Origin of the sequence: Deinococcus pimensis DSM 21231 (genome assembly GCF_000519345.1) — a bacterium.
GTDB lineage: Bacteria > Deinococcota > Deinococci > Deinococcales > Deinococcaceae > Deinococcus_A > Deinococcus_A pimensis.
Map to the genome: position 1 here is coordinate 58,863 of NZ_KI912680.1, position 5,549 is coordinate 64,411.

General features: G+C 70.7%; 3 protein-coding genes. All 3 read right to left on the reverse strand.

Translation table 11 applies throughout. From position 1 onward, the window contains the following. Nucleotides 1-92: 92 nt before the first annotated feature. The 3 genes from dnaB to DEIPI_RS0127105 all read right to left on the reverse strand — a co-directional run bounded on the left by dnaB (nucleotide 93) and on the right by DEIPI_RS0127105 (nucleotide 5,276). Nucleotides 93-1,442 (reverse strand): replicative DNA helicase, encoded by a 1,350-nt coding sequence (gene dnaB / locus DEIPI_RS0127095; RefSeq protein ID WP_027483861.1) that lies wholly within the window; start codon nucleotides 1,440-1,442, stop codon nucleotides 93-95. Between the two features lie 169 nt (nucleotides 1,443-1,611). Further along, the gene (locus DEIPI_RS0127100; protein WP_027483862.1) at nucleotides 1,612-4,197 is read right to left on the reverse strand and encodes a DEAD/DEAH box helicase; all 2,586 of its coding nucleotides are present in this window, start codon (nucleotides 4,195-4,197) and stop codon (nucleotides 1,612-1,614) included. A gap of 74 nt (nucleotides 4,198-4,271) precedes the next feature. Next, the gene (locus DEIPI_RS0127105; RefSeq protein WP_027483863.1) at nucleotides 4,272-5,276 is read right to left on the reverse strand and encodes a Wzz/FepE/Etk N-terminal domain-containing protein; all 1,005 of its coding nucleotides are present in this window, start codon (nucleotides 5,274-5,276) and stop codon (nucleotides 4,272-4,274) included. Nucleotides 5,277-5,549 lie beyond the last annotated feature (273 nt).

Here is a 5,549-nt window from a genome sequence, read left to right on the forward strand (position 1 = left end):
CGCGGGCGCCGCCTGAGGCTTCGCGGCGCCCCCACCGCCCCCGCCACGACGGCGACGACGACGACGCGCCGCGGCCTTCACGGGCGCCGTCATCAGACGCCCTCCGTGACGAGATCGTTGAAGCGCACGTGCTGACTGTGGAACTGCAGCTTCACCGTGCCCACCGGACCGTTGCGCTGCTTGCCGATGATGATCTCCGCGACGCCCTGCTGATCCGTCTCCTTGTTGTAGTACTCGTCGCGGTAGATGAACATCACGATGTCCGCGTCCTGCTCGATCGCGCCCGATTCTCTGAGGTCCGACAGCATCGGACGGTGATTCGGACGCTGCTCCACCGCGCGCGACAGCTGCGACAGCACGATCACCGGCACGTCCAGCTCACGCGCGATCTGCTTCAGCCCGCGTGAGATCGCGCTGATCTCCTGCTGCCGGTTCTCGTTGCCGCCCCCGCCGCCCTTGCTGCCGCTCATCAGCTGCAGGTAGTCGATGACGATCAGCCCGAGGTTCCCGTACTGCGCGATCACCTTGCGGCACTTGCTGCGCAGGTCGTTCAGGGTCAGGTCCGGCTCGTCGTCGATGACCATCGGCGCCTCCGCCATGCGGCCCGCCGCGTTCGCGAGCCGCTCGAAGTCCCGCTCGTTGAGCTGACCCGACCGCACCCGGTTCATGTCCACCCGCGCCTCCGAGCACAGCATGCGCAGCGCCAGCTGCACCGCCGGCATCTCCAGGCTGAACACCATCACGGCCTTCCCGTCACCGCGCAACGCGACGTTCTGCGCGATGCTGAGCGCGAAGGCCGTCTTTCCCATCGAGGGACGCGCCGCGAGCACCACGAGGCCGCCCTTCTGGAGACCGTTGGTCTGCTCGTCGAGGTCCTTGAAGTGCGTGCGGATGCCCTCGCCGATGCCACCGGAGGCGTGCATGTTCGTGATGAACTCGAAGGTCTCGTGGACGACGGAGCTCATGTGCTTGAACTCCTCGTTCTTCTTCTGCTGCGCGACGTCGAAGACGAGCTTCTGGGACTTGTCGAGGAGGTCCTCGAGGGGAAGCTGGCCCTCGTAGGCCATCTGCATGACCTTGCCGCTCGCGCCGATGAGCTGGCGCAGCGTGAACTTCTCCTGCACGATGCGGGCGTACGTCTCGGCGTACGCGGCGGTGGGCACGTGCTCCGAGAGGCCGATGAGGTAGCTGATCCCGCCGATCTCGTCGAGCTGGTTGACGCGTCTGAGCTCGTCCGTGAGGGTGACGAGGTCGACGGGTTCGCCCCGTTCGTGCAGGCCGCGCATGGCGGTGAAGATCTTGCGGTGCCCCTCTCGGTAGAACATGTCCGACGTGACGCTGTCGCCGAGCTGGAGGAGGGCGTCGTTGTCGAGCAGGATGGAGCCGAGAACGGAGACCTCGGCGTCGTTGTTGTGGGGGGGTACGCGCGTGACGACTTCCATGAATACCTCGGGGCCATCCGCCTTGTGGGGCGGTCGCCAGGGTGGGGTGCCGCGGGCGCGGCCACTGGCCGGAGGCGCTCCGTGAGGAACGCGCGCCGGTCGCGTCACGTCATCATATGCTGCCCGCCGGGCGCCGTCAAAGAGGTCTTGAGCGGACCCTCATGGACGGTTATTCCTCCTCGACGACGTCCAGCACGGCGTGCGACAGCAGGAGGCGCTTCTGGCCGAAGCCGGGAAAGTACACGAGCGCCTCGCGCCGCTCGCCCGCGCCGCTCGCGCCGAGCAGGGTGCCCACCCCGAACTTCGCGTGACGGAGCTTCAGGGGCGTGGCGGCGCCCAGCGCCCGCTGCAGGTCCCGGGAGGGCACGCCGAGCTTCGCGCTGACCTCGGTGAGGCTCAGGCCGTGCAGTTCCAGCAGGACCCGCGCGGAGGAGAGCCAGTCGTCGGGACGCGCGGTCGGCGCGGCGCCCTCGGGGGGCGCGGGCAGGTCCTCGGGCGTCACGCCGAGCGCTTCCGCGAGGACGGCGCGCGCGCCCTTCTTGTCGGTGGGGCGGCGCTCGCCGCTCTCCAGGAAGGGACTCGCGCAGCGCGACGCGGCGGTGCACTCGTAGCAACCGTGCTCGCAGCAGGTCTTCGCGGCCAGCGTCAGGGCGCGGCGCAGCAGGTCGTCCATCTGCTCGTACGCGCGGCGCGTGACGCCCAGGCCGCCCTGCCAGTCGTCGTAGAGGAAGAAGTAGTTGTCGCGCTCCCTCCGGAAGGCGCCGCCGAGGTCGTTCTCGTCGCACGCGACACGCTCGGGAATGACGCGCTGCAGGAGGTGTTCGAGGGTGTGCGCGGCGCCGCCCGTGGCGTTCACGCCGACCTCCAGCGCGGTGGTGCGCATGGGGGGGAGTTCCACGACCGCCTCGAAGTCGTGCTCGGAGACCTTCTGGTCCTGCATGCGGTCCGCGATGCGTCCGCCGCAGTCGCGGCAGACACGTTCGTGCAGGCCGGGCTCGCGGTCGCACTTCACGCAGGCCCGACCGAACACCTGCCGCATGAGGGCGTAGCCGGTGTAGCGGCGCGTCACGATCACGTCGCCGTAGCGGAAGGCGACGGGGCCCCGGCGCGTCCAGGGGCCCATCTGCTGTGGACGGACCTCGACGGTGTGCAGGCCGCGCGTGAACATGTTCTCGGCGGGGTGAGGCTCCACGAGGATGGCGGTGCCCGCGTCGTGCTGCTCCCAGCGCACCACCCGGTAGCCGTGCCCTTCGAGCGTGAAGACCGCGCCGACGTGCTTCTCGGTGAGGGCGTAGTGCTCGCCGGGCTGTTCGAGCGCCCCCGCGAGGGCCGCCGCGCCGCGCGCCTCCCAGTCGCGGACGTCCACGACCGTGTAGGACCGTCCGGCCTCACCGCGCAGGTTCCAGTAGCGCGAGCGCGGCGCGGGCCCGCGCAGGCCCGCGCTGGCGAGCTCCTCCTCGCGCCGCGCGGCGTGACGGGGCGCGAGGAAGGGGTTGTCGTGCGCCACGACGGCCTTCTCGATGTCCCCGCCGATCAGCTCGCGGAAGTTCTGGGTGTTGCTGTAGAACGCGTCGACGGGATGGGGGAGACCGCGCTCGTCGAGGGCGGGCATGAACAGCACGAGGCCCGGCGCGACGCGGCCCGCGCGGCCCGCCATCTGCCGGAACGCCATGCGCGACCCCGGGTAGCCGTCGAGGATGACGACCTCCAGGTCCCCGATGTCCACGCCCGCCTCCAGGGCGTTCGTGGCGAACATCACGCCGCTTCCGGCGCGGCGAAAGTCTCCGAGGCGCCCCTCGCGGTCGCTGGTGCCGGACATGTAGAGGTGTGAGGCGCGTCCGTAGAGCGCGTGGCGCCGGTAGGCGGAGTGCAGCCGCGAGGCGCGCGAGCGGCCCCGGAAGAACGCGAGGGTCTTGAGGTCGTGCGCGAGGCTCGCGGACATCACGGCGTCCCAGAAGCGGCGCGGCTGGCCCTTGTGGTCCGCGAGGTAGTAGCGCTTCCCGTGCCGCCGCGCACCCGACTCGCTCACGAGGACGGGCGTGACGTCCACGAGCTCGCGCGCGAACTCCACGGGGTTGCCGATGGTGGCGGTGGACAGCACGACGCGAGGGTCCGCGCCGAGGGCCCGCGCGAGCCCCAGCAGGCGGCGCAGCATTCCCGCGACCTCGCTGCCGAAGCCGCCACGGTACGTGTGCGCCTCGTCGAGGACGAGGAAGCGCAGCGTGGACAGGAAGCGGTGCACGGCGGGGTTCGTGAGGCTCCAGTGGAGCTTGTCGGGCGTGGCGGTCACCATGCGCACGCCCGGCGCGAAGACGGCCTCGGCGCGCGCGGCGCCCTGGAAGGCCCCGACGCGCCACGGGAAGGCGCCGAGCTCGCGGAACTCCTCGAGCTTCTCGCGCTGGTCCTGCCCGAGCGCCACGAGCGGGTAGACGAACAGGGCCGTGGCGTCGGGCTCGCGGGTGAGGCCCTCGAAGACGGCGGGGAAGATGGCGCCCGTCTTGCCGGACGCGGTGGGCGTCGTGACGATGACGTGCTCGCCGCGGTCGAGGAGGCGGTAGACCTCCGCCTGATGACTGAAGGCCTGCGGGAAGCGGAAGCCCGCGCGGACCGCCCGTGACCAGCCGAGCTCGTCGACCTCCACGAGCCGCGCGGGCGCGGGTGGGTCCTCGTGGAGAAGGGTGGCGCCGCCCTCGCCGAGCACGTCACGCAGGAACCGTTCGAGACGCGTGAAGGGCTGGGGGGCGACGAGGCTCACCTGACCAGTCTAGAGACGGACGCAGGAGGACGCGTGAAGAGCGCGCCCTCCTGTCTGGACAGCGTGGGTTGAACTCAGTCGCCCTGTCGGACGCCGACGGGCAGCCGGCCGTTCGCGTTCGTCGGGGCGGGACGCCGCAGGGCGTTGAGCACGAAGGCGAGCAGCGTGGCCAGGAACAGGCCGAGCAGCAGCGCGATCACCGCCACCACCGCGCGCCCCGGACCGTCCGGACGGACCGGGCGTTGCGGGGAGGCGAGGAGGGTCGGCTGGACGTACCGACCGGCCAGCGCGGAGAGACCGGCCGCGTCGGAGAGAACGGCGCGCAGGCGGCCGGCGAAGGCCTCGTTGTCGGCGAGGGCGGTCTCCACCTCGGCGATCCTCACGGCGAGGACGGCGTAGGCCGGGTTGGTGGGCTGGTCACTGCTGCCGGTGAACCTCGCGTCGAGTCCGGCACCCGCCGCGGCGGTTCGTCCGGAGGGCTGGCCACGACCCTGAAGGATCTGCGGGGTGTCCCCGAGACGTTCGCGCAGCGTCGCGAGCGTCGCCCGGTTGCTGTTCACGTCGAGCTGGACGTCCTGCAGGGCGGCGCGGTACTCCTTCGTGATCGTCCTGCCGACGATGCTGCCGACGTACTTGCCGAAGCGGTCGGCGGCGAGCGCCGCGCGAGTCTGCGCCTGCGCGGGCGTGGACGCGGAGGCACGGATGGTGACGGTGGAGGACGAGTCCTCCTTGGTGACCGCCAGGGCGCTCGGCACGTTCTCGGGAGTGGTGTTCCACGCGTCCGACAGCAGGTCGGGCGCGGCGGCCGTGAAGCCGCTCGCGAGCGACGCGGCGTTCGGAAGACGGGCGGGATCGACGACGACGCTGCGCGCCCCGTTCGGTGGGCCGTTCTGTCCACCGGGCGTCTGGACGGCGGCGGAGGCGTTGACGGCGACGATGGTCTCGGCGGTGTAGGTCTTCGGCAGGACGCTGACGGCCCCGACGGCTGCCGCCGCGAGGAGCAGGGGCGTGACGATCAGAAGCGTCCGGTAACGACCCAGGACGTCTGCGATATCGCGAAGGCTGAGTTCTTCTTCCATAGGTGGCGCTCCTGGCCGTCCGGGGTCGCCGGAGCTTGAGCTCCGCCCACTATATCGTTCCTCCTCCGGCCCGGTGGCGCTTGTCTTGACAGTCTCGCGTGGTTGGTCTATTCTTTTTGAGCCTCGGTTGAGGCGGTGCTGGCGAAAGCGAGCACGGGGTGCATGACAAGGTGCGAGAAGAACAGCGACGGGAGGGCCACCCGACAGGGTGGTGTGAGCGGTCACTCCCCCGAGTGACTCCAGACTCACGAAGATGCCTTCGGGCATCGAGAC

Excerpts from the sequence above, each read along its gene's own strand:
- dnaB (WP_027483861.1), bottom strand. The coding sequence starts at position 1,442 with ATGGAAGTCGTCACGCGCGTACCCCCCCACAACAACGACGCCGAGGTC.
- DEIPI_RS0127105 (WP_027483863.1), bottom strand. The coding sequence starts at position 5,276 with ATGGAAGAAGAACTCAGCCTTCGCGATATCGCAGACGTCCTGGGTCGT.